The 24,947-nt window shown below is 64.0% G+C and carries 15 protein-coding genes; 4 read left to right on the forward strand and 11 right to left on the reverse strand.

Going from position 1 to position 24,947, the window contains the following annotated elements:
* Positions 1–136 precede the first annotated feature (136 nt).
* The 5 genes from OEJ37_RS10300 to OEJ37_RS10320 all read right to left on the reverse strand — a co-directional run bounded on the left by OEJ37_RS10300 (position 137) and on the right by OEJ37_RS10320 (position 11,146).
* Complete coding sequence (locus OEJ37_RS10300) at positions 137–388, reverse strand: hypothetical protein (protein ID WP_034180596.1); 252 nt, start codon at positions 386–388, stop codon at positions 137–139.
* Positions 389–484: 96 nt separating this feature from the next.
* Positions 485–2,707 carry an amylo-alpha-1,6-glucosidase gene (locus tag OEJ37_RS10305; protein WP_263344206.1) on the reverse strand — a complete coding sequence of 741 codons (2,223 nt, stop codon included), beginning with the start codon at positions 2,705–2,707 and terminating at the stop codon, positions 485–487.
* Positions 2,708–2,887: 180 nt separating this feature from the next.
* A complete protein-coding gene (locus tag OEJ37_RS10310) occupies positions 2,888–8,485 on the reverse strand; it encodes an autotransporter domain-containing protein (protein ID WP_263344207.1) in 5,598 nt (1,865 codons plus the stop codon).
* Positions 8,486–9,212: 727 nt separating this feature from the next.
* Entirely contained in the window at positions 9,213–9,923 is a 711-nt protein-coding gene (locus OEJ37_RS10315) for a YdcF family protein (RefSeq protein WP_411859253.1), read from the reverse strand.
* A gap of 188 nt (positions 9,924–10,111) precedes the next feature.
* Positions 10,112–11,146, reverse strand: a complete 1,035-nt coding sequence (locus OEJ37_RS10320; protein ID WP_175918401.1) for a rod shape-determining protein — start codon at positions 11,144–11,146, stop codon at positions 10,112–10,114.
* A 269-nt stretch (positions 11,147–11,415) separates the two neighbouring features.
* On the opposite strand from OEJ37_RS10320, the gene OEJ37_RS10325 reads away from it, so the two are divergent.
* Positions 11,416–13,806, forward strand: a complete 2,391-nt coding sequence (locus OEJ37_RS10325; protein ID WP_175918402.1) for a patatin-like phospholipase family protein — start codon at positions 11,416–11,418, stop codon at positions 13,804–13,806.
* A 39-nt stretch (positions 13,807–13,845) separates the two neighbouring features.
* Here OEJ37_RS10325 and OEJ37_RS10330 read toward each other — a convergent pair whose 3' ends face one another.
* Positions 13,846–15,009: an ATP-binding protein gene (locus tag OEJ37_RS10330; RefSeq protein WP_175918403.1), complete on the reverse strand. Its 1,164-nt coding sequence runs from the start codon at positions 15,007–15,009 to the stop codon at positions 13,846–13,848.
* A 64-nt stretch (positions 15,010–15,073) separates the two neighbouring features.
* Entirely contained in the window at positions 15,074–15,784 is a 711-nt protein-coding gene (locus OEJ37_RS10335) for a response regulator (RefSeq protein ID WP_174420868.1), read from the reverse strand.
* 220 nt (positions 15,785–16,004) lie between these two features.
* On the opposite strand from OEJ37_RS10335, the gene OEJ37_RS10340 reads away from it, so the two are divergent.
* Positions 16,005–16,919, forward strand: a complete 915-nt coding sequence (locus OEJ37_RS10340) for a glutaminase (protein ID WP_263344208.1) — start codon at positions 16,005–16,007, stop codon at positions 16,917–16,919.
* Between the two features lie 321 nt (positions 16,920–17,240).
* Here OEJ37_RS10340 and OEJ37_RS10345 read toward each other — a convergent pair whose 3' ends face one another.
* Both OEJ37_RS10345 and OEJ37_RS10350 read right to left on the reverse strand, forming a co-directional pair.
* Positions 17,241–17,888 carry an MAE_28990/MAE_18760 family HEPN-like nuclease gene (locus OEJ37_RS10345; protein ID WP_175918404.1) on the reverse strand — a complete coding sequence of 216 codons (648 nt, stop codon included), beginning with the start codon at positions 17,886–17,888 and terminating at the stop codon, positions 17,241–17,243.
* Positions 17,885–18,994, reverse strand: a complete 1,110-nt coding sequence (locus OEJ37_RS10350) for a DUF262 domain-containing protein (RefSeq protein WP_175918405.1) — start codon at positions 18,992–18,994, stop codon at positions 17,885–17,887. Before OEJ37_RS10350 ends, OEJ37_RS10345 begins: the two co-directional genes overlap by 4 nt.
* 729 nt (positions 18,995–19,723) lie before the next feature.
* On the opposite strand from OEJ37_RS10350, the gene OEJ37_RS10355 reads away from it, so the two are divergent.
* Together OEJ37_RS10355 and OEJ37_RS10360 are read left to right on the forward strand one after the other, a co-directional pair.
* Positions 19,724–20,293, forward strand: a complete 570-nt coding sequence (locus tag OEJ37_RS10355) for a YdeI/OmpD-associated family protein (protein ID WP_175944312.1) — start codon at positions 19,724–19,726, stop codon at positions 20,291–20,293.
* Between the two features lie 369 nt (positions 20,294–20,662).
* On the forward strand, positions 20,663–20,878 hold the full coding sequence (locus tag OEJ37_RS10360; protein WP_174417466.1) for a DUF3820 family protein: 216 nt from the start codon (positions 20,663–20,665) through the stop codon (positions 20,876–20,878).
* Between the two features lie 314 nt (positions 20,879–21,192).
* Here OEJ37_RS10360 and OEJ37_RS10365 read toward each other — a convergent pair whose 3' ends face one another.
* Together OEJ37_RS10365 and OEJ37_RS10370 are read right to left on the reverse strand one after the other, a co-directional pair.
* On the reverse strand, positions 21,193–22,488 hold the full coding sequence (locus tag OEJ37_RS10365; protein WP_175918406.1) for an McrC family protein: 1,296 nt from the start codon (positions 22,486–22,488) through the stop codon (positions 21,193–21,195).
* Positions 22,485–24,554, reverse strand: a complete 2,070-nt coding sequence (locus OEJ37_RS10370; RefSeq protein WP_244130696.1) for an AAA family ATPase — start codon at positions 24,552–24,554, stop codon at positions 22,485–22,487. The genes OEJ37_RS10365 and OEJ37_RS10370 overlap by 4 nt, the downstream gene beginning before the upstream one ends.
* Positions 24,555–24,947: the final 393 nt, after the last annotated feature.

Below are 24,947 nucleotides of genomic sequence, written 5' to 3' on the forward strand. Positions count from 1 at the left end.
GATTATGTTGGCAAGCTTGTGGATATCCTGCGCATCAGCCGCCTAACTCATTGAGCGCAAGGGGATTTGTGCTTCGTCTGCAGAATCGGGCAGCGCCGGCGCCGCCCGTGCGGCGGGCGCCGGCGCAATCCGTGCGTCAATGCCGGTCGAGCCCGCCGCGCAATTCGCTCGCCTTGTCGCGCAGCGCCTCGTAACCCGAGCGCGCATGCTCGGGCAGGTCGGGATCGCCGATCAGTGCGCCGAGCGTTTCGATCAGGCTGAACAGGATGCCCTTCGCCGCGCCGACCGCAATGCTCTGCGATTCGATCGACTTGTGCAGGTGGTCGACCGCCGCCTCCAGATTCTCGAGCTTCTGTTCGCCGTCGTCGGGCCGGTTGTCGGTCGTCATCGTCTACCTCCGCCATCGTTCAAGGGTCATGTCACGATTCTATGCCGCTGCGTGCAAACGTGGCGCGACATCGCGCAACGTTTGCACATCGCCGCACTACAGCACCGCGACCACCTTCACGCGGCCCGGCTGCTCGGCCGACGCGACGACCTGGCCATCGACGCGACGGAACGTCAGCGACACGGTTTCGTCGCCGATGCGCAGCGCATCGATCCGCAGCCAGTCGACACCTTCCGGCAGCGTCGGGCGCTCGACGCGCACCTCGTGGCGCGATGCATCGATGCTCACGCCGAGGCACGCCTGCAGCATCATGAACGGCGCACCGGCTGCCCACGCCTGCGGCAGGCACGCGACCGGATACGCGGTCGGCGGTTCGCCGCGCCGGCGCGGGAACCCGCAGAACAGCTCCGGCAAGCGCATCTCGAAGCTCACCGCCGCCTCGAACAGCGCGCGCAGCAGGTTCACCGCGGCCGTCTTGTCGCCGTAGCGCGCGAGGCCGCGTGCGATGAGCGCATTGTCGTGCGGCCACACCGAACCGTTGTGATACGCCATCGGGTTGAAGCGCGGCTGGCCGGCCGCCAGCGTGCGGATGCCCCAGCCCGTCTGGAACAACGTCGAGCCGAGCACGCCGGCGACCGCCGCGCCGCGCTCGGCGTCGGGCAGCCCGAACGCGAGCAGGTGGCCCGCGTTCGATGCGAACACGCGGCACAGGTCGCCATGACCGTCGAGCGCGATCCCGTAGAAATCGCCTTCCGGCATCCAGAACAACGCATCGACCTGCTCACGCAGCGTCTTCGCGCGCAGCGCGTAGCGCGTGGCGTCGGCCGCGTGGCCGCGCCGGTGCGAGCATGCCGACATCGCATCGAGCGCCGCGCATGCATAGGCCTGCACTTCGACGAGCGCGATCGGCCCGTCCGGGAAGCGGCCGTCCGCATGGAACACCGAATCGTGGCTGTCCTTCCAGCCCTGGTTCGCGAGGCCGCGCTCCGACGTGCGCTGATAATCGAGCAGTCCGTAAGGATTGCGGTCGCACTTGTCGATCACCCATTGCGCGGCGCGCTCGAGCGCGGGCCACAGCTCGTCGATCAGCGCATCGTCGCCGGTGCGTTCGACATACGCGCCGGCCAGCACGATGAACAGCGGAGTCGTGTCGACGCCGCCGTAGTACAGCGCGAACGGCACCTCGCCCGTCGCGGCCATCTCGCTGCGGCGGAACTCGTGCATGATCTTGCCGGGCTCCGCGTCGCGGAACGCGGACGTTTCGCGCGCCTGATGCTCGGCCAAAAAACGCAGCACGCCGCGCGCGAGCGACGGCTGCAGCCACAGCATCTGCAGCGACGTGATCACCGCGTCGCGGCCGAACGGCGTCGAGAACCACGGAATGCCCGCATACGGGTACGGCCCCGTGTCGAGCTGCGTCGTGAGCAGCCCGAGATCCGCGAGCGAGCGGTCGAGCCATGCGTCGAACAGCGGATTGCCGGTGTTCACGCGCGCCATCGACTCGCGCCGCGCACGCATCTCGCGGTGCACGCCGACCAGCGCGGTGCGCAGCGCGACGCGGCCGCACCCGGGCCCTTCGATGTGCGCCGGGCCGAGCGTCGCGTCGACGGTCAGGTAGATCGACACGCACGCCTGCGCGGCGATCGTCAGCGTGTAGTCGGCGCGATCGACCGACAGCGCGTCGGGCGCCGGCGAGAAATGCACGGTCACGTTGCGCTCGACGCCGTCGAGGCCGTCGTAGCGCAGCCGCACCGCGCCCGCGTCGACACGCGGAGCAGCCACCGTGCCGCGCTTCGGGCGCTGCGTGCCGCGCACCTCGAACATGTCCTTGAAATCGGCCGCGAACGACAGCGACAGCGGCACCTCGGCTTCGCTCGCGCCGTAGTTCGTCAGCGTCAGCGCTTCGTACAGCACGTCGCCCGCGAGCACGCGCATCCGTTCGATATGGATCACGCCCTCGGGCGTCTCGCGGCCGCCGAGCGGCGGCAGCGGGCGGTTCGTCAGGTGCGCGGTGAACGATGCGTTGTCGGCGCTCGTCGCGCCCGACAACAGCGACGGCGCGCGACCGCCGAACGTCAGGCGCCATTTCGACAGCACGCGCATGTCGTCGACGAACAGGCCGTCGTCGTGACCGCCGACGTCGCCGAGCGCATCGCTGACCACGAATGCGTCGCCGGATTTCAGCACGTACTGGTTGCCGCGCGCGAGCGCCTGCGGATCGGCTTCGGGCGCGATGAATGCGGGGCCCGGCGCTGGGGTCGGGGCAACAGGCGCGACTTGCGGCGCCTGCGTCGTCGTGGCTTCGGCGTGATTCGGCATCGATGCTCCTGTGTCGAGGCGCAACGCGCGGCGCGCGTCGCGTGTTTCGCACAGGATAGGCCAGAACGGTGGACGTGCGCAGCGACGAAACGGCCGCGACGCCATGCGACGTTTCCGTCGCCGCATGGCGTCGCGGGCTGGCGCCGAAGCCGGCGCCGACGTGGGCGCGTTACGCGCCGGTCAGAACTTCCACAGGATGTTGCCGAGCACCGCGTTGTCGCGCACGCCGCTGCCGTACTGGCCGCTGTACGTGAGGCCGAGCGTCAGGCGCTTCGTGATGTTCGCGTCGATGCCGGCCTCGAGCACTGCACTGTCGCGAGCAATCGGCACGCCCGACACCTGGAACGACGTGCCGCCGTTCGCGAACGTGAACGCCGACGACGGCCGCACGTTGCCGAACGCGTGGCGCCAGCCGACCGTCCCGCGCGCGGTGAACGTGCCGCTCGCGATCGAGCCGAGCTGCGACGCCGCGCGCAGGCCGAGCGTCGAGAAGCCGACGTGGGTCGTCTCGCCGCCGGTTCGCAGCGCTGCCGCGCCGCCGTTTTCCGTATAGCCGTCGGTATGCAGGTTCACGTACGCGATTCCCGCGAACGGTTCGATCGCGACGGGGCCGACCGGCAGCGCGTAGCCGACTTCGCCGAACACCTGCGCCGAATTCGCGTTGTAGCCGGCCGAATCGTGATCGGAGAAGCCCGCGAAGCCCGGATAACGGTCGCTGTTGATCCGGTACCACGTATACGACGCGCCGCCGCGCACGCCGAGCGCGCCGTACTGCGCACCGCCGTACAGCGACAGGTAGTAGCTGTTCACCGACGCCGACGAACTCTGGTCGTTGTCGAGCGAGCTATGCGTGACGCCCGCCGCCAGGCCCGCGCGCCACTTGTCGTTGAGCGCCATGTCGGCACCGGCGATGAAGCCCGTCATGCTGCGCTTGATCGTCGATGCGTTGCCGTCGCCGGTCAGCCGGCTGCGGCCGCCGAACGCCTGCCCCCATACGACCGGCTGGTAAGGCGTGCCGCCGTAGCAGCCGTCGCGCGAACCGATCCGGCGTTCCGGCGGCAGCGTCGGGTCGACCGCGCCGGCCGTGTTGTCGCCGCACAGCGCGGCACCGCCCGACGACAGCGCCGCGAGCGGGCCCGATCCGGGCGCGAGCCCCTGGCGGACGCGATCGGTCACCGCGTCGCGCACATAACGGCTGTCGAGCAGCAGCGTGCTCTTCAGGCTCGCCTGCAGTTCGCCGTCGAGCAGCCCGTACGCGCGGCGCGCGGTGCCCGCGTCGGTCGTCAGCACCGCGTCGTACAGCGGGTTGCCGGCGCCGAGCCCTTCGAGCGCGGTCGCGACCGCGCGCTGGTTCGGCGTCGTCGCGACGTCGGGCAGCGCGGTGCCGTTCCCGACCAGTTGCAGATACACGTGATCCGGATCGTAGCTGAGCGTCGGCATCAGGAATGCGTAGTTCGCCTTCACCTGGCTGAATGCGCCCTGCACGCCCGACGAGGCGGTGAGGATCGTGTAGGTGGTGCCCGGCTGATAGCCGGTCTGGTTCGCGAGCACCTGCACGGTGCCGCCGTTCAGCGCCGCCGTGCCCGTCGCGGCGATGCTGCCGCTTTGCTGCGGCGTGGCCGCGACCTGGAACGTCGAACCCGGCTGGAACGTGACGTTGCCGGCCACGTTCAGCGCTGCGCCGGGCTGCGATGCAGCCGCCGTCGCACCGCCCTGCACCACGAGGCCGCCGATCGTGCCGGTGCCCGTCAGCGTCGCGCCGTTCTGCACGGTCACGGCCGACTGGCCGAGCGAACCGTTGACGGCGAGCGTGCCCGCGCTGACCGTGGTCGGGCCGCTCAGCGTGTTCGTGCCCGTCAGCGTCAGTTGCCCGCTGCCGACCTGCGTCAGCGAACCGGTGCCGGACAGCACGCTTGCAACCGACACGCTGCCGGACTGATTGAACACCAGCGCGCCGTTGTCGACGACGTTGCCGGCGATGCTGCCCGACGTGCCGCCGTTGCCGAGTTGCAGCGTGCCGCCGGCCGCGATCGTGGTGCCGCCCGTGTACGTGTTGCTGCCGGTCAGCACCTGCGTGCCGCTCGCCACCGTGACGCCGCCCGTGCCGGCGATCGTGCCGCCGAATGCGGTGCCGGCGCCGTTCAGCGTCAGCGCATTCGCGCCGAGGCTCACGTTCGTGCCGGCCGCGCCCGACAGCGTGCCGATCGTCTGCGCGCCTGTCGCACCGCTCACATCGAACGTCGCACCCGTGCCGGCGAGGTTCACCGCACCCGTCGACGCGAGGCTGCCGCCCGCGCCGAGTGCCAGCGTGCCCGCATTGATCGTCGTGCCGCCGGTGTAGGTGTTCGCAGCGGTCAGCGTGGTGGTCGTCGCGCCGTTCTTCACGAGTGCGCCCGCGCCGGAAATCACGCCGCTCAGCCCGAGCGCGTTGCTGCCGCCCAGCGCGAGCGCCGCGCCCGTGCCGAGATTGACCGCGTTACCGACCGTCAGGCTCGCGTTCGTATCGAGCGTCGCCGCACCGCCGACGTTCAGCGCGCCGGTGCCGAGTGCCGCTGCGTTGCCGAGCACGACGCTGCCGCTGTTCAGGTTCGTGCCGCCGGTATAGGTATTCGCACCGTTCAGCGTCTGCGTGCCGGTGCCGGCCAGCGTCAGGCTGCCCGCGCCGCCGATCAGGCCGCTGAAGGTGCCGCTGGCGGTCCCGCCCAGCGTCAGTGCGTTGCTCCCAAGGTTGACGTTCGTTCCCGCGACACCGGACAGCGCGCCGAGCGACTGCGCGCCCGTTGCACTGCTCAGGTCGAGCACCGTGCCCGCGCCCGCGAGGTTCATTGCGCCCGTCGACGCGAAGCTGCCGCCCGCGCCGAGCGCGAGCGTGCCGCTGTTGATCGTCGTGGTGCCCGAGTACGTGTTCGCGCCGGTCAGCGTGGTGGTCGCCGCGCCGTTCTTCACGAGGCTGCCGGCGCCGGAAATCCCGCCGCTCAGTGCGAGGGCGTTGCTGCCGCCAAGTGCCAGTGTCGAGCCGGTGCCGGCGAGATTGACCGCGTTACCGACCGTCAGGCTCGTGGTCGTATCGAGCGTCGCCGCGCCGCCGACATTCAGCGCGCCGGTGCCGAGCGCCGCGGCATTGCCGAGCACGACGCTGCCGCTGTTCAGGTTCGTGCCGCCCGTATAGGTGCTCGCGCCGTTCAGCGTCTGCGTGCCGGTGCCGGCCAGCGTCAGGCCGCCGGTGCCGGAGATCGCGCCGCTGAAGGTGCCGCTGGCCGTGCCGCCGAGCGTCAGCACGTTGCCGCCGAGGCTCACGTTCGTGCCCGCCACGCCCGACAGCGCACCGATCGCCTGCGCGCCGCCCGCGCCGATGTCGAGCGCCGCACCGGCATTGGCGAGATTCACCGTGCCCGTTGCCGCGAGACTGCCGCCCGCGCCGAGCGCCAGCGTGCCCGCGTTGATCGTCGTGCCGCCTGTATAGGTGTTCGCGCCCGTCAGCGTGGTGGTCGCCGCGCCGTCCTTCACGAGGCTGCCCGCACCGGAAATCGCACCGCTCAACCCGAGCGCGTTGCTGCCGCCCAGCGTCAGCGTGGTGGCCGTTCCGAGATCGATTGCGTTGCCGACCGTCAGGCTCGTGGTCGTATCGAGCGTCGCCGCGCCGCCGACGGTCAGCGCGCCGGTGCCGAGCGCCGAGCCGTTGCCGAGCACCAGGCCGCCGGCGTTCAGCGTCGTGCCGCCCGTATAGGTGTTCGCGCCGGACAGCGTGACCGCCGCCGCGCCGTTCTTCACGAGACCGCCGCCACCGGCGATCACGCCGCCCAGGCCGATTCCGGTGTTGCCGACGAGCGTCAGCGTCGTGCCCGTCGCGATATTGACGCCGTTCGCGAGCGACACGTTGGTGGTCGCATCGAGCGTCGACGAACCGTTCACGTTCACCGCGCCGAGGCCGAGCGCTGCATTGCTGCCGACGGCGAGGTTGCCGCCATTCAGGTTCGTGCCGCCCGTATACGTGTTCGTGCCCGTCAGCGTTTGCGTGCCGGTGCCTGACAGCGTCACGCCGCCCGTGCCGCCGATCGTGCCGGCATAGGTCGCATTGCCGCTGCCGTCGAGCGTCAGCGAATTGCCGCCGAGGGTCACGTTCGTACCGGCCACGCCGGCCAGCGAGCCGATGGTCTGCGCGCCCGATGCGTTGCTCACGTCGAACGTCGCGCCCGCGCCGGTCAGGTTGACCGTGCCCGTCGCCGCCAGACTGCCGCCCGCGCCCAGCGCGAGCGTCCCGCTGTTGATCGTCGTTTCGCCGGTATACGTATTCGCGCCGGTCAGCGTGGTGGTCGCCGCGCCGTTCTTCACGAGGCCGCCGGCTCCGCCGATCGTGCCGGCCAGCGCGAGATCGTTGCTGCCGCCGATCGTCAGCGTCGTGCCGGTGGCAAGATTGACCACGTTGTTGAGCGTCACGTTTGCGCTCGTGTCGAGCGACGCGTTCGTGTTGACGTTCAGCGCGCCCGTGCCGAGCGACGTATTGTTGCCGACGACCAGACCGCCGCCGTTCAGGTTCGTGCCGCCCGAGTACGTGCTCGCACCGGACAACGTCAGCGTGCCGCCGTCGTTCTTCGTCAGCGCGCCAGCGCCCGCTACCGTCCCCGACAGCGTGAGCCCGGTCGCGCCCTGCACCGTCAGCCCGCCGCCGCCGAGCGTCACGTTGTTGGCGACGTCGAGCCCGGCCGCGCCCGCCTGCAGCGCGCCGCCATTGCCCGTGATGGTGCCGGTGCCGAGCGACGCGTTGTTGCCGATGATCGCGACGCCGCCGTTCAGCGTCGCGTCCTGCGCGGTGGACGCACCGTTGATCGTCCAGTTGCCGCTGTTGACGTCGAGGTGATTGAAATTGATGTAGTTGTTGACCGCGATCGTGCCGTTCGCGGTGGCGCCCTGCTGCAGATTGAGCGTGTTGTTGCCGCCCGCGCCGCCGTCGACGACGCCCGTCGCCGCGACGCCGAGCGTGACCGGGCCGACCGTGATGTTGAACGCGCCGCCGGTGCCGCCCGCCGTGTTGACCGACGAGCCCGTCACGGCATTGAACGTGTTGGTGCTGTTCGCGCCCATCGATACGCCGCCGTTGATCGTGCCCGAGTTCGTAAACGTATTGCCCTGACCGGGCGTGCCGTTCGAGCCAAACGATACGCGGCCGGTGATCGTTCCGCTGTTTGACATATTGACCTGACCGCCGCCGTATGCAGCGACCACGGGCGCGTCCGCGCCGACGAGGGTCGCACCGACCAGCGGGCTAGAGCCGATGGTGCCGGTGTTCGTGATGTTCGACGTACCGCCCGTGCCGTTCTGCACTGACAGCGCCATGCCCGTCACGCCGCTGATCGCCACGCCGGTCGAACCGTTCATCGTGCCGTTATTGACGACGGTCGTGTTGCTCGCCGACGCATTGCCGACCACCGCCCCGCTCGACAGCACGCCGAGCCCCGAGCCGAGCGCGGAAGGATCGATCGTGCCGTTGTTGGTCAGTGTGTTGTTGTTGCCGGTCAGCGACATCGCCGTGCCGCCGACGCCGAGCAGCACGCCAACGCTCGCGCCGGGGTTGACCGTCACGTTCAGGTTGTTCGCGCTGTTCCCGTAACTGGGAGCCAGCGGGTTCGCAACGCCGGAACAGGTTACCGTGGTGCCCGCCGTGCTGCAGGTCGCATGGGCGGGAACGATGCCGGCGCCGGACAGCGCCAGGAAAACGCCCGTCGGCAACAGAAGTCTCGGAAACGACTCGCCGGATTTTTTCGAACGCGCAAGATTCATGCTTTCCCTCATTATTGGTTTTGGTATTGCATCTGCACCGGACGGCACGCAGCAGAAAATCGCGGACAAAAGTGTGCACACCGGCGGTCGCGACGCGACGTCGGTATATTGATGGATAAGTTTTTTAATCAGCCCCGGGTTGCGGACGTGAAACTAGTCGAATGACATGATGGCGGCCCCTGTTTCTCTGCAGCGAATTTTTGGTTGATTTGATTACTTCCCTGCTTTTTGTCAGACAAGGCTATATCAAACTCTCGCCGTTTTCCAGTCGATGTTTACCCATCGGATCGGGGCCCAGGATGGATGTATTTTTTACCCGCCACCGCATGTCTGCAGCAGCGCTCGCATGTTTTTCGCTTTTTTATTTTGATTTTTCGCAAAAAACACCGAAATCTCGGCACCAGTAAAAGCACTGATACACGGCTTCGATTCAATGCGCACGAATTTTGCAGCGCAGCATTTCCATGCCGGCGAATTACCGATACAGATAATCAGCATCCGTTTAATAACCGGACAGAAACCGGACTTTCAGGCGATCGTAAAATCGTTACGATTTCCGCCCTGCATCAAACCTGAAAGGCAAATCGTTATCGCTTGTCCGGCACCGATGACATACGCGCGGCCGGAGAGAAGACAATGGAAAGAACGCCGCATCCGGCGTGAAACGGCAGGAAGCCCGAAGGAAGGGGAAAATCAGGCGCCGGACGCGTTTGCCCCGTGCGCCGTCTTACGAGAACAGGCTCATCAGGTAAAGCATCGGCCGGAACGAGACCGGCCGCGCGTCGGGATTCGCCCACAGACGCACCGTATACACCGCGTAGGCAGGCACCTCGCGCCAACTCGAATAGACATCGCGCAACTGGAAGCGGCGCGGATACGCGGCGGAGATGTTCGCCCGCGCGATGCCGACGCGCTCGAACGCAAGGCGCGCCCTTGCAAGGTGGTAGTACTGGCTGACGATCAGCACGCGCGACAGGCGGTGCGCCTGCAGGTACGCAAGCGTGTGCTGCGCGGTCGCGAGCGTGTTGTCGCCCTGGTCGTCGACGGCGATCCGGTCGGCCGGCACGCCGCGCGCCACGAGATAGTCGCGCATGGCCGTCGCCTCGTTCAGCCCGGGGCCGTCGATCGCGCCGCTGACCAGAAACGCCGGGCACTGCCCCGTGCGGTAGCAGCGCACGCCGACGTCGAGCCGGGCCGCGAGCACGGGCTTCGGCGCGCCCGTATCGTCGAGCGCGTTGCCGAAGATCACGGCGACGTCGGCCGGTTCGCTAGGGATCCGCATCCCGTACACGACGAGCGCGACGGCCGCGGCAACCCAGATGCACGCGACGACGGCCAGCAGGCGGCCAGCCCGGGCCGCAAAGCCCCGTTTGGATTGGTGGTTCAAGGTTTTCGGTCTCTCAGGTCGTCGGGCGTATCGGCTGGCCCGGCCCGGCATGGGCGCGTAACGCTAGCACGGCGCGCTCGCGCATGTCCACGCGGCGGATCGATGCGGGACCGTTACCGGCCTGTCGGCGGGATGATCGACGAAGCGTGCCCGGAAAGGCAGGCCGGTCATACGGAGATCGAAGGAATGAGAATGACTGCGCCGCGCGGTGATGCCCGGCCGGCCCGGCCCGAACCGCGTCAATCGGCCGGACACATCGCCAGCCGCCCCATCGCCTCGCCGGCGCCGCGCACCGCGCAGGTGGCCGGCTCGTTGGCGATCCGTGCGATCACCCCCGTCTCGTCGTACAGCAGGCGTTCGAGATCCGCGAGCAGCGCACCGCCGCCCGTCAGCACCACGCCGCGATTCGCGATGTCGGTCACGAGTTCGGCCGGCGCGTTTTCCAGCACCGACTTCACCGCGCCGATCACCTGCTTGAGCGGCGCGGCCAGCGCGTCCGCGACGTCGTGGTTGGACAGCTCGACCGAGCGCGGCAGGCCATCGCCGATGCTGCGCCCGACCGCGCGCGTCGTCGTGCGCGGCACCGCGCTGGTGGCCGAGCCGATGGTCTTCTTCACGTGCTCGGCCGTCTGCTCGCCGAGCAGCACGCCGTACAGGTTGCGGACATGGTTCACGATCGCCGCGTCGAACTGGCTGCCGCCGACGCGGATCGCCTCACGATAGACGATGCCGCCGAGCGCGATCACCGCGACTTCGGTCGTCCCGCCGCCGATGTCGATGACCATCGAGCCGACCGGTTCGGTCACCGGCAGGCCCGCGCCGAGCCCGGCTGCCAGCGATTCCTCGATCAGTTCGACCTCCGACACGCCAGCTGCGAACGCGGCCTCGCGGATCGCGCGGCGCTCGACGGCCGTCGCATCGGACGGCACGCACAGCGTGACCTCGACGCGGCGGCTGAAGCGCGAACGCGTACACGACATGTCGATGAAGCTGCGGATCATCTGTTCGGCCGCGTGCGCGTCCGCGATCACGCCGTGCCGCATCGGCCGCACGGCTTCGAGATGCCCCGGTTCGCGGCCAAGCAGCGCCTTCGCGCGCTCGCCGACCGCCTCGAGCGTCGGCCGCGCGTCGTTCGCGCCGGCCTTGCGGAAGCAAACGACCGACGGCTGGTTCAGCACCACGCCGCGCGCGTGCGTATAGATCTGCGTACTCGCCGTTCCAGGGTCGATCGCAACGGGTTGCGCAAACAACTTTCCGAACAGCGGTGTCGACATATCAAGCCTTTTGTGAACGATCGGGCCGGGACGGCCCCGCCGCATCCCCGCGGCGCGCCTGCCGCCCCATCATGAAGTTAGCGGCAAATCGTGCCGATACTTTAGCCAATCCTGATGATTATTACGCGACGAAATTGCCGAAAACAGCGCTTCGAGGGTGTCGGACTCCGAAACGGTCTCTCGCGTCGCGCCTGTAAAACACGGTAATCTCTCGGTCTTGCCTGCTCCCGGCAGGCCTCAGACGCACGCTCACGCCAGGTATTTCCTCCATGACAGCGACCGTTTCCTTCCGCTGGGCGCGGGTACGCCCGCTCTGCACGACGCTCGTCGCCTTCTGGTGCTGCACGATCGCCGCGCAGCCGCTGCCGGCCACCGCCATCGCGCCCGCCCCCGCTGCGGCCGGCACGCCAGTGGCCGCTGCCCCCGCCGCCACGCACGACTGCACGGCCGACGGCGGCCCGGCCGGCCGCCCGTCGATCGGCCTCGTGCTGTCCGGCGGCGGCGCGCGCGGCTACGCGCACCTCGGCGTGCTGAAGGTGCTCGAGGAAAACCGCATCCCGGTCGACTGCGTCGCGGGCACCAGCATGGGCGCGGTGGTCGGCGGCCTGTACGCGAGCGGGATGGCCGCCGCCGACATGCAGAAGCGCCTGTCGGAGGTCAACCTCGCGGATATCGCGTTCGACGTGACGGACCGCGCGGACCTGCCGCAAACCAGCCGGGAAGACGAACGCCTGTACATCAACGGCCTGACGCTCGGCTTCGGCAAGAGCGGCGTGAAGGTGCCGGTCGGCCTCGTGCAGGGCAACCGACTGCAGGCGCTGCTTGCCGACTGGACCGCCTCCGTGCCGACCAACCAGCCGTTCGACCGGCTGCCGATTCCGTATCGCGCGGTCGCGACCGACCTGCAGACGGGCCAGATGATCGTGCTCGACCACGGCTCGCTGCCGCTCGCGATCCGCGCGAGCATGGCGATGCCCGGCCTGTTCGCGCCGGCCGAGATCAACGGCCGCGCGCTGGTGGACGGCGGCCTCGTCAGCAACCTGCCGGTCGACACCGCGCGGCAGATGGGCGCGAACGTCGTGATCGCCGTCGACATCGGCTCGCAACTGCGCCCGCTCGACGCGCTCGCGTCGCCCGCCGACGTGATGCAGCAGATGGTCGGCATCCTGATTCGCCAGAACGTGTCGGCCCAGCGCCGGCAGATCACCGCGAACGACGTGCTGCTCACGCCCGAGCTCGGTTCGCTCGGCTTCACCGATTTCCAGAACGCGCGCCAGGCCATCTCCGCCGGCGAAGCGGCGGCAACCGCCGCGCTGCCGCGCCTGAAGCGCTACGCGCTCACCCCCGACGAATACGCCGCCTACCGCTCCGCGCACGCGCAGCCGCTGCCGCCGCCGGTCCGGATCACGCGCATCGAGATCAAGACGAGCGGCGGCGTGCCGAAGCGCGTCGTCAGCGACGCGCTGCACGTGAAGCCCGGCGACCTCTACGATCCGCAGGCCGTCAGCCAGGATCTGCTCGGGCTGACGACGGGCGGCAACTTCGAGAGCGTCACCCAGCAGGTCGTGAGCCACGGCGACGACAACGTGCTCGAGATCAATGCGCGCGAGAAATACTGGGGGCCGAATTTCCTGCTGTTCGGCCTGGGCATGTCGAGCAGTTCGACCGACGAGGGCGGCTTCCGCCTGCATCTCGGCTACCGGCGGCCCTGGCTCACCGAATCGGGCCTCGAGTTCCGCGCGGATACGACGATCGGCAGCGACCTGCAGTCGGCGCGCGTCGAATTGCGCCAGCCGCTGCCGATGGCTTACGGCGTCTACATCTCGCCCTATGCCGAATACCAGCGCCGCTACGCGAACCTGTACGACGACACCGGCGACGTGAAGATCACGCAGTACCTGATGCAGACCGCGCGCGCCGGGATCGATCTCGGCCTGCCGATCGCGCGGCTCGGCGACTTCCGGATAGGTCTCGGTTACGTGACCGGGCACGGCTCGCCGACCTACAACCTGCCGTTCGACGACGGCAGCGGCCGGGAGCTGCTGTGGCCGAGCTTCACGTCGCGGGCGCTGACCGCGCGGGCGCGGCTCGTCATCGACCAGCTCGACGATCCGATGTTCCCGCGCAAGGGCTATTTCACCGAGCTGCGCGTCGAACGCTCGCTGGTATCGCGCAACGGAGGATCGGCACAGGAGTTCGACGACGGGATCAATGACGCGCCTTACACCGAGATCTACGGCAAGGCGATGATTGCGCAGCAGTTCGGCCGGCACAGCGTCAGCGCGACGATCGAAGGCGGCAAGAGCATCGGCGGCACCAACCTGATCAACGCGTTCAATTTCACGCTCGGCGGCTTCCAGCATTTGTCCGCCTATGCGGCCGACCAATTGAACGGCAACGAGCTCGCGTACGGCCAGATCACCTACATGAATCAGTTGATGACGTTCAACGCGTCGCCGGTCAAGGCGCTGTCGGTCGGCGCCAGCGCGGAAGTCGGCAACGTCTGGTCGAGCGGCCAGCAGATCGGCGGCGGCGCGCTCAAGCAGAGCTATACGTTCTTCACGAGCCTGTCGACCGCGTTCGGGCCCGTCTACATCGGCGTTGCGCTCGCGCCCGGCGGCCGCCGCAACTTCTACCTGCAGCTCGGCCGCACGTACTGACGCGCCGGCGCCGCGCGGGCCACCCCGGCGCGCGCGGCGTCAGTGCGCGGGGCCGGCCGCGGTGCGCGCCGTGCCGATCGGCCAGCTGATCTCGAAGCGCGCACCGCCAAGCTCCACCGGATCGACGACCGCGATCCGGCCGTTGTGCGCGTGGAGCACCTGCCGCGTGATCGACAGGCCGAGCCCATAGCCGCCGGTGCGGCGGTCGAGGCGCACGAACGCATCGAAGATCCGTTCGCGCTCCTGCTCCGGCACGCCGGGTCCGTCGTCCTCGACGAAGATCGCGATGTTGCCGTGCTCGATCGCGATGCCGACGACGATCCGCGCCTGCGCATACTTGCTCGCGTTGCGCAGCAGGTTGCGCATCGCGTACGACATCAGCCGCCGGTCCATCTTCACGCGCAGGTCCGATGCGATCGCGATGCGCGACTCGATCGCGCGTTCCGGATACAGCAGCTGCGCGTCGTTGACCTGGTGCTCGAACCACGCGACGGGCGCGGTCATCTCGAGATTCGACTGCAACGAGCTGTATTCGAGCCGCGCGAACGTGAGGCTCATGTCGATCAGTTCCTCGAGCTCGGTCACGTCCTGCGCGATGCTCTCGAGCGCGCCCTGGTATTCGGCCGCGGAAGCAGGCTCGCGCAGCATCTCCAGCGCGAAGCGCACGCGCGCGAGCGGCGTGCGCAGCTCGTGCGAGATGCCGTTCGTGAGATCGCGCTGCGCGGCGATCAGCCGCTCCATGCGCATCGCGAGCGCGTTCAGCGTGCGCGCGAGCGGGCCGATGATCACGCTGTGCGACTCGCGTGCGCGCGTGTTGAAGCGTCCGCCGGTGAAGTCGATCGCGCGCTCGCGCACCATCACGAGATCCGACCAGACCGGCCGCATCCACCGGTATGCGGCCAGCGCAGGCGCGGCGAACACGAACGCGAGCACGATCCAGATGTCGCCCGGCAGCGAGTCGAACGCATGCCACACGACCTGCGGCGACAATTCGACGCACAGTGCGAGCGCCGGCACGAGCGCAGTCAGCAGAACGAGGCCGAGCAGATGCAGGTAGGTGCGCACGTAGAGGCGCGACCAGCTCGGAATACGGTCGGCGCGCGTATCGGTCCACGCACGCCGGAAATGCAGCCAGCGCCATCTGACATAGCGCAGCGTCGACAACGGCGGTGCATCGGGGTGCGAAAGGGTTCGTCGGATCATCGCGGCTCCCGGCCGGCGGGCGGAATGCCCGCGCGGAACGTGACGGCGTCGCCTGACGGCGGCGTCATTCCCACGCGTGCTTGCTGAATTGGTAACCCTTGCTGCGGATCGTCTTGATCCGCTGCGGGTTGCTCGCGTCGTCGCGCAGCTTGCGACGCAGCTTCGAAATGCGCCCGTCGATCGTGCGGTCGAGGCCGTCGAATTCGACGCCGCGCAACTGCAGCATCAGGTCGTCACGGCTGACGACTTCGCCCGCATGGCACACGAGCGCCCACAGCAGGTCGAATTCCGCCGACGTCAGATCGGGCGTGCTGCCGTCCGGCAGCACCACGGTGCGGTCCGTGCGGTCGATCGAGAACTTGCCGAATGCGTAGCGCTCCGGCTGCGACGCGGCGCTCTCGGGCGTGCGCACGGGCGCACGGCGAAGCTGCGCCTTGATCCGCGCCAGCAGGATGCGCGGTTCGACCGGCTTGTGCACGTAGTCGTCCGCGCCGAATTCCAGGCCGAGCAGCTCGTCGAACGGCTCGTCGCGCGCCGTCACCATGATGATCACGCCGTCGTACTGCTTGCGCGCCTCGCGGCAGATTTCGAAGCCGTCCTTGCCCGGCAGGTTCACGTCGAGAATCACGAGATCGGGGCGAATGGACAGGATCGCCGGCACCGCGGCGTCACCATGCAGCACAGTGTCGACTTCATAGTCGTTCTTGCGCAGGTAGCCGGCGATCAGCGTGGACAGGCGGGTGTCGTCTTCGACGAGCAGGATGCGAAAAGACATGGGCAACGGTCGGGTCATCGGGGTAGCCGCGGCGGCGCCGGCCGGTGCCGGACGCCGGCCATCGGCCGAAACGTACCGCATGATACTGCGCCCGCCGATCGCCCGTTTGCCTGTCTCAAAAATAAGGGCGCGATGCCGAGCGCGCTTGACGAATCGGCGCCGGGACGGTTCCATACGGGCTCGCCGGAATCCGGGCCACGCATCCACCCTGCCTGACGTGATGAATTACCAGACGATCCTCGAACGCATCCACACCGAACTCACCCCCTGGATTGGCCAGGGACGGGTTGCCGACTACATTCCCGAACTCGCGAAAATCCCCGCCGACAAGTTCGGGATGGCCGTCGTGACGCTCGACGGAAACGTTTACACGGTCGGCGACGCGTACGAGCGCTTCTCGATCCAGAGCATCTCGAAGCTGTTCGCGTGCACGCTCGCGTTCCAGTTGCTGGGCGATGCGCTGTGGGAGCGGGTCGGCCGCGAGCCGTCCGGCACCGCGTTCAATTCGCTGGTGCAGCTCGAAAGCGAGCGCGGCAAGCCGCGCAATCCGTTCATCAACGCCGGCGCGCTGGTTGTCACCGACGTGCTGTGCCGCCGTTTCGTGAGGGCCGAGACGGCGCTCGTCGAATTCGTGCGGCGGCTGATCGGCGCGACGGATATCGACTACGATTCGCGCGTCGCGCTGTCGGAGTTGCAGCACGCGGAGCGCAACCGCGCGATGGCGCATTTCATGGCGAGCTTCGGCAACATGCAGATGCCTCCTGATACGGTGGTCGATGCGTATTGCCGCCAGTGCGCGATCACGATGAACTGCGTCGAGCTCGCGCGCGCCGCGCTGTTCCTCGCGAACGGCGGCGTCGCGCCGGTGACCGGCGAGCGAATCGTCGATTCGAGTTCCGCGAAGCGGCTGTCGGCGCTGATGCTGACCTGCGGCACCTACGACGCGGCCGGCGATTTCGTGTATCGCGTCGGGCTGCCCGCGAAAAGCGGCGTCGGCGGCGGGATCGTCGCGGTGCTGCCTGGGGAGATGGCCGTGTGCGTGTGGGCGCCGGGGCTCGATGCTAATGGGAATTCGCTGGCGGGGACCAGGGCTTTGGAATGGTTGACTACGTATACGGGGCGGTCGATCTTTTGAAGTGTCGAAGTTAAGCGCAACCCATTCATTGCAATGGAGACAAATCCATTTGGCACACTAGACGGAAAACTTATCCTTTGTTGGAGATCGTCCCGTCATGGCCATTCGGCATAAATCGATTATGTGACTGCTTTCGCCCAGCAATCGGACATTGGGAGCGATCTTTTCGCATCGACAGGGTTCCCATAAGTCTGCCGAAGCGCATTCACCTCGCACAAGCGAACGTTGATACAAATAAATCTCATTTTGACGGCAGTTGACTACCCCCATCAAATGACGAGCCACTTGAACACTACGCGTCCGCGTCAGATTTTAATGACATTAAGCAGCCAGATAGAATTTCGAATAGATCGCATTCTCCAACTCATTTTTAAAATGACGCATCAAGCCCACAGTTCGCTGGATAATGTCCTCAACCTCACCAATTGCGACCTCAGCCTCGTCGCCATGAGCTATGGCATTTCTCCTCTTCAATAATATTCTATCTATAAAATCCTCCTCTTCAGAAAATTTCTCCCAACTCAATCCACACACAGCACAAATATCCTGAAGAACAGAGAATTTAAGATTTGAACCTGTATTTATGAGATCCTTGTTTACAAATCTAAAACCCTTATCTCGCGACCCCAAAATATCATCTACCAGCGCACACCTCTCAGTCAAACTAACTTTGTTTGTCGACAGACCATTCAAGCGCGCCAAAAATGAATTTTTGTAGAACTGCGGATTCAATCGACTGAAAGGTAACCGCCTTGCAACAATGAAATCAAAATAGCGCTGAGCACTGAATTTAACAAATCCCTCCCAGTTCGCATATGATAACGCGACAACCGCCTTGAGAAGAACGTCACGTGTCGCATAATTCGAACCGAATACAGCTGATTTCAGATCAGATAATTCCCGTATACGCCCCACCAAATTACCATCGAGCAAATTGGAAAACTCCTCTTCGGTGTATACCTTACTCATGGCTGAAACCACCCCTCTCCGAAAGGAATCGTGCGTTGAATTCTCACTGTTCCACGCAGCCCAGGCGCGAAGAAGCGATCTATTTCAGGCGCCCCCCAAAATTGCTTAATTCTTTCTTTAACAAATTCGGCCGCGTTCGGCAATGCCCGGATCGCCTTATAATTTTGACCCACTCCAATTGCTATGCACTCGAATGCAGCCAACCCAATGCGACCCGTAGGCCTACCATTCTCGATCCGTCGCAATGCATCTCCGCCGGCGATTCCGTGCAATAAATCAAAGGTCCATGCGAAGACTTTAGACTGCTGAATTGGAGTATTTTCCTCCGCCAAAAATTGCATACCCTCGTCAATAAATTCTTCAACATCGAGACCTCCGTCGTATTGAACGAAAGTATGTGTCAAAAATCGCGAGATATACTCGAGATGTCTCTGTCGCTCCATTTGCTCTTCCGTCGCATTTATGACTTCGAGGAAAGAGTCTCGTTCCGCCAATTTTTTGACGCGAGCAAAATAGTCAGCATTCACCATAATAATGACGCAATTCCTCAACTCCTGCGCATTTGCTGGCGTTCCAGCAGAATTCAATCTTTGAAAAAGATCATACTTTGTATGGTTGTCGCTTGGACGCTTGAGAATTTCGACGCCGATTCGTGCACGGCGAATCGCGAGCTGCATTGATTTATCCAACTCACTCTGATCGTTGATATCCAAATCAGGAATACGATCACTTTTCTCCCAAACAACGTTCTTGAGTGACGGCAAATATTTTGTCGCCTCAAGGTATGACGGCGGTAGCCCGCCGTCGTCCGGGTCCTTGAGAAGACCCATAAACTCAAGAATGGTCGACGTCCGCTGCAATCCATCGATCAGTTCCCATTTTGCATCTTCTTTTTCGAAAACAAAAATCGGCGGCAGCGGAATTCCCAAAAGCAGTGACTCGATTAATTTTGATTTCTGCCCCAACTCCCATCGAAAGAGACGCTGAAACTCCGGATCAATAATCAGATCCCCCTCTTTGTACATGCTGACAATTTCGCCAACCGACATTTGATATGCATCGGTGCGAACCTTCCGCTGTGAAGCTTCAATCTCTTTCTTGAGCATGGTCATATTCCTATAGTCACCTGCAGGGATCTAAGACATGTGGGTTGATCAGATAGCTATTTTATCGTGTCAAATACCGAATAGTCATCCAATTCCCCAATTTTTACCGATAGTAGCCGTGGAGCTACTTCCGTCTGGCAGACATCGAGGCAGCAGCATCGCCAATCGAGACGTGGCTACTTGATCAAGCAAGTGATGCTCCCTCTGCTGCTCCTGACCGATTGACAAAAATATTTCGACAAAATTTCAACAGATATTGAACAGATGATGTGGGAGAACGGCTTCCTAGCAACAGACCACCTCGGAGCGGTACGCGCTCACAGTGGCCCTCCAGTTGGAGGCCCGTCATCCGCTGTCGCTGGGTCATTACCACTAGGGAGTCTGCACGTCTCATGTCAGCATATGGCCGACCCCGGACGTCAAAGGCGGCGCAGCGCGCGCCCGTCCGGTAGATGCCGAAGGAACTACATGTGAGTTTATATTCCCAGAGTGCCAGCACGTTGGCGTTGGAGTGGTTGACGACTTATACGGGGCGGTCGATTTTTTGAGGCGGGGAAGAACCGGTCAACTGGATGCCCCGCCAGGCAAGACCTCCATCTTCCCGCCGACGGAATACGCGCTGAATTACCGATAAATCGGGTATTTCCAAATCCGAGAAAATCGGTAGCCTGCGAAGTTTCAGTGAACGAAAAAGCGTCGCTGCCTGAACGCAACCATCCGGATCGCACCATGACTGAGCCTCGTCTGACATTCCGTGACCAGAACGAATGGGAAGGCTGGTTGACGCAAAACGGCGATACCTCGACCGGGATATGGCTGCGTCTTGCCAAAAAAGGCGCCGGGCAACCCACCTTGACTTACGAACAGGCGCTGGAAAGTGCCCTTTGTCACGGCTGGATCGACGGTCAAAAGCAAACTGAAAGCGAAGCATACTGGTTGCAACGCTTCACTCGACGCTCCGCAAAAAGCATCTGGTCCAGGCTCAACAAAGACCGGGCCGAAGCGCTGATCGCCGCAGGCAGAATGCTGCCTTCGGGCATGCGGGAAATCGAGAAAGCCAAACAGGATGGCCGCTGGGAGGCTGCCTATACGTCCGCCAGCAACTCGGTCGTGCCGGACGACCTGCAGGCCGCACTGGATGCCAATCCCAAGGCCAGTGCGTTCTTTTCGACGCTGAACGGCCGAAACCGCTACGCCATCCTGTTTCGGATACAGAACGCCAAAAAGCCCGCGACACGGGTGCGCAAGATCGAAGAGTTCATCGACATGCTGAATCGCGGCGAAACCATTCATTCGTAGACCGGGAAGTCGACAGCCAACGAAGGTCACCGGCCGATGCCGCGCTCAAGGCGGGCAATCCGCAGCGCTCTCCCCGCCTCGGCGCTGGCGAGCGTCGATCAATGCCGGCTTACGGTTATTTATCGCTTTGGCTGCTATTCCGGCGTGGCCGGTCGTTATGACAATCCGGCCGAGCGTTGGATTTTGGCCGCAGGCCGCCACACGTGAGCCCAGAAGCCGATCGCCTCTCGCCACTAGAAATCAACGATGGGGCATTCCTACCGTTAGGCTCGGCCGGCTTCAGTCGTCTTGGATCGGTCGGCACACGGTGAGAGCGCCGTGGCGGGCCGTGGCAAGCGTACGAGAGCGGAAAGCCGTGCACAATACCGCATGCGAGTTCCAGACCTTGAATGCCTTGTCACCGTCACCATGCCCTTCGGAAAATACAAAGGCCGACTCATCGCCGATCTACCCGGGCATTACCTCAATTGGTTGGCCCGCGAAGGGTTCCCCCGAGGCGAGCTCGGCCGGCAGCTCGCGCTGATGCACGAAATGGACCATAACGGCCTAAGAGGCTTACTCGAGCCGCTGCGCAAACGCGGATAGCGCCGCAATCACGTGCTATTAACCCCGGTGCTCCATACTGGCTCCGCATCGATTCGGTGGTTGTCGTTGATCGCGATCGGCGGCAACCGACCCGGAGCGGTCCTTCACGTTAGCACACCAGGAACGGCTGTTCTCTAGCGCATAGCGCCCATCCAAGCCTACCTCGCTGCTGCTACTAGCGTGTTCCGCCCTCAAGTGACGTTTTCCATACGGCGGACGACTCGGGGGCATTGGAACGCCAGAAGGTGATCGTCTGACGTCGAGTGTATCGAATCGCCGGTAAGCAGACTCCACGGGCGGTGAGGCTCACTATGCTAAAGAACTTGGGGAAATTCAGAGCCCGGCGCCAGCGAATCCAGACCATGTAGTGTTGCAGTGTCTAGGTCAAACGGCAATACTTGCAAGCGCAACTCGGGTGTGAAATAGAACGGGTTAAGCGCTGCCTCGAACTGCCGCGTGCGCGGATAGATTAAGGTCAATTCGCCAACGCCACCGAGATACTTTTGGCCGTAGGCATAGAGTTGATAGAAATCGGCCTGTTTGAGCCCATAGTTGTTGGCACGGTCCGCTCCGTCAATCAGTTTCCACTTGGCGTCGAGGATCCTGGCGGCATCTGGGCCCTCGATCAAGAAATCCGGTTCGAGTTTGAAGATGCCAGTGCTGTCATGGTTGCAGAGCCAGTGCCGCGAACCTTGTTCCGTCAGTCGGTAGCGCACAGGCAAGCGCATACGCAACGCGTGGCCTACGTAACGTTCGAAAAGCTTCTCCATGGGGAACAGCAGACTGATCCCTTGCGTCTCACCGGCTATCGCCAACGGGACCTGGTCGCCCAACACGATCTGGCACCAGGGCCTAGCCTGGACATAATGCGCCATCAGGCGGTCCGTGCGCCACGCCCGGAAATCCGCCGACGCGTTTCGACTGGCAGGGATCTCGTGAAGGATGTGCAGCAGTTCATTGGCGAGTCGCCAGTTGTCGGCATCCCGGGTGCTTTTACTCACGCGTAGCAACCCGGACTTGAGTAGCCGGTTTTCGGCACGGTCTGGCGAAAACACGTCATGCCGGGTGTTCAGCAGATCGGCGCGAGCAGGCGACGCGCGCATTTGCTTTGCGATATTCAGTTGGCCGCGCAAATAGCGCTGTTCTTCTTCGATACGAAGATAGTCGTGTCTCACGCCTCGTTTGATCACATGTTCGAGAGCATGTAGAAACCGTCGCATCACCCACTCGTTGATGGGGTGATCAAAGCATTGAAGGGCAGCCTCGTCGCCTTCGCGCGGCTTAATTTCCATTGCCACTTCAAGCATGCGGCGCAGTAATGATCGGGCTTTCTCGACAGTCCCGGTGTCGGCGCGGCTTACATACTTGGGCAGGACCTCGAGACGCAGGCCGCCAGGCGATTCGAGTACGCCGACATAATTGTCCAGACGTAGCCACCGCCGGCTTTCGACATGCAGGACTTGTGCGCCCGTTTGCCCGCGCATACGCTCCGAAATCTCGCATAGCCATTCGAAGTCGGCATTCGTAACTTGCGCCTGATCTAGCGACGTGGACACAGCGCCCGTTGTTAAACGAGCGAATTCACGGACAATCAGCGTGCGTGCGCTCATGCTTCGGTCGATAGGATGCCCGTATAGCTTTCAACGTTGTCGAAGGCTTTTGTGTTCACTTCCCAACGTTTTTCGCGCAGCATGCCGACCTGCTCCGCACCAAAAAGTTGAGCAAGTGGCGCGCCGCGCTGTCGGATGAAGCGCAATTCGTCTGCCTTGCGATGATCGTTCAACACCCAGATGATTCGCTCCCAGTCCTCGAAGAAATATTCCTGGAGCAGTGGAAATACCTGATGCCTGAAGATTCGAGCCAGCGTCTCCAGTGTGTTGCCACCTTCGGCTGCAAGCGGCATGAAGTACGCGTGGCCCAGCATGTGGTCGCGATCAAGTAATAGCTCAATGCGCTCATTCATCACCGCAAGCATCCGGCCGATGTTGACGCCAGCAACGTCTACGTCATCCAAAAAATCTGGCCGGGGGGCCATTTCCCTGAAAGTGAAGCGTCGGCGCAAAGCGATATCCAGGCCCATTAGGGAACGGTCAGCTGTGTTCATCGTGCCGAGCAGATGGACATTGTCCGGCACGGTGAATGGCTTCTGCGAATACGGCAAAGTAACCGTCAACGCTTCTGGATTGCCGGCTCGCTTGCTGGGCTCGATGAGCGTAATCAGTTCGCCAAAGATGCGCGAAACATTTCCCCGATTGATCTCGTCAATGATCAATACATAAGGCGTCGCGTCGGCTCCAGTCGGTGGCGGCGCCGGTGCCAGCAAGGCGTCGAGCTTCGTCATGTCGATTGAGCCGTCGCGCAGTTCATAGAGCGTCATCTGGCTGAAGCGATTGTTCATCAATTCGCCGAAGGCCAGGGACGGCTCAAAGGACCGTAGCCAACGTACAGCGCGGCACTGCCTGTAATCATCGCCTTCCTCGCGTTCGATATGTTGGTAGGGTCCTGTGATCTCGCCGAGTGCCCGGAACTTCAGATTCCCATCCGTCACGACGAGCAGGTCGCCGGTCTTTATTACGTTTATGAAGGTGTTGACCGCTGTTGCGGCGTAGTCGTTAATGTCGGGTTGATACCCGTGTTCGCGCATCCGCGCAGAGACGTCCGCTCGTGAAGCGCAGCCAGTGTAGTCGAGCGCGTAACCATAGCCCAGCAGCGCCATCCCTTGCCTGATGCAGTCATCGTAGACGTATGCGTCATCGCCTTCAGCCGCGCCTAAAGACATCTTCCATATGCGGCGTCCGGACAGTTTAATGGGAGGCTCAGTCTCGACGGACGTGTTGGTTGCAGCGGCCCCCCGTGCGCGATCGCAAAGCGCCTTGAACACCCCGTCAACGACTTGATAGCTGATTTGTCCATTGCTGTGGCTAACCGCACGTATTCCCTCCACGAAGTCCTCGTAGCTGAAGCTTTGGTGGAAGGTGACGAAGCGCACGCGCCCGGCCTGAGCCAGTTCGTCGAACCTTGTCTTAAACGCAGAACGCCGATTCAGACTGTCGGCCGCAGCCTTGCCGACAGGCTCCGGATACTGCGCCAGCAACTCAGGATCCAGGATGCGCAATGTCTCGTCAATGGTGGCATACGTCTTGCCGGTTCCCGGGGGGCCGTACAGAATGGTGTTCATCAGGCGGGCATCGGAATGTATGCCGCGCGGCGTCCGCTCGATTGGATCTGACTCGTCCGGGTCGACGTCAGGAGACGCTGAAGCGCCGTAGTCAGACGGCCGGTAGCCTTCCCCTATCAGGTCGCTCGCGTAGGGGGCGACGCGCGGCGCCGATTCGTCGAGCCAAAGATTCATGGCGGTCGGGTCAGGGTGCGTCAAGGGCGACATCCTTGGGCGGTCTGCCAAACCCTTGCAGAGCCATTTGGCAAGCTCACAAGCCGGTCGCCCCGCCCTCAGCCGAATTCGAAAACTGACGCGCCACGCTGAGTGGCCGAGCTTGCGTCGCCCGAATCGCAAGTCGGTGTACTTATAGTTTGGCCCACCTGTCGTCCACTGATCGGCATCGGGGTAACGTTCGCGTATGCACTCAATCACCTGCCAGGTCCACTCCCGATCTGCATCCGACTTGAATGAGGCGAAAAGGTCCTCACCGTCCTTGTTCAGGTAGTTTTTGAGCAATTCCAGTCTCCGGGCAGCTATGGTCGTAATCACGCCGCCAATCATACCGCTTGGCTCAGTGATCGCGCCGCGTCTGTTCGATGACGGCCTGGTTCGGTGGGGGGCTTGGAGAACGACGTAAAATTCGCGGGTCTGGCCCCCCCTTAGCCAGATGACCTGTCAGATGCCCATCCTCCAACGACAGGCCGCTATCAGTGGTGTCGCCGACTTTCAAATGCCGCGCGCCGGGATAGACGAGCGTCTCTTCCTGGCCGATCCCCGACACCCAATGCAGCATAGCGCTCACCCGCCCGCTCGGTACCAAAGAAACCACATACGGGTTTATATTCCGGAATCCAATCACGCTGGCGCTGAAGTGGTTGACGACGTATACGGAACGATCGATTTTCTGAA

Origin of the sequence: Burkholderia sp. BKH01 (genome assembly GCF_025685725.1) — a bacterium.
In the GTDB taxonomy this organism is placed as follows: Bacteria; Pseudomonadota; Gammaproteobacteria; order Burkholderiales; family Burkholderiaceae; genus Burkholderia; species Burkholderia pyrrocinia_C.